Origin of the sequence: Streptomyces capoamus, assembly GCF_014654935.1 — a bacterium.
In the GTDB taxonomy this organism is placed as follows: domain Bacteria; phylum Actinomycetota; class Actinomycetes; order Streptomycetales; family Streptomycetaceae; genus Streptomyces; species Streptomyces capoamus.
In genome coordinates, this window is sequence record NZ_BNBF01000050.1 from 4200 (window position 1) to 4451 (window position 252).

1 pseudogene is annotated in these 252 nt (G+C 73.0%); it reads left to right on the forward strand.

Annotated features, from left to right (window positions below):
• Positions 1–252 (forward strand): annotated as a pseudogene (locus tag IE312_RS43570) (LacI family transcriptional regulator); the annotation flags it as partial.

A 252-nucleotide genomic window follows, 5' to 3' on the forward strand; every position in this document is an offset into this window, starting at 1 on the left:
GCCGTGGTGACCGACGACCTCGGCGGCGCCCAGCTCGCCGTGCGCCACCTGCTGGAGCACGGATACGACTACGTCGCCTGCATGGGCGGTACGGCACAGACACCGGCGGTCGGCGACCCGGTCTCCGACCACGTCGAAGGCTGGCGACGGGCCATGGCCGAGGCGGGCCTGCCCACCGAGGACCGGCTGTTCGAGGCGCCGTACAACCGGTACGACGCCTACCGCGTGGCCCTGGACGTCCTGTCCGGTCCC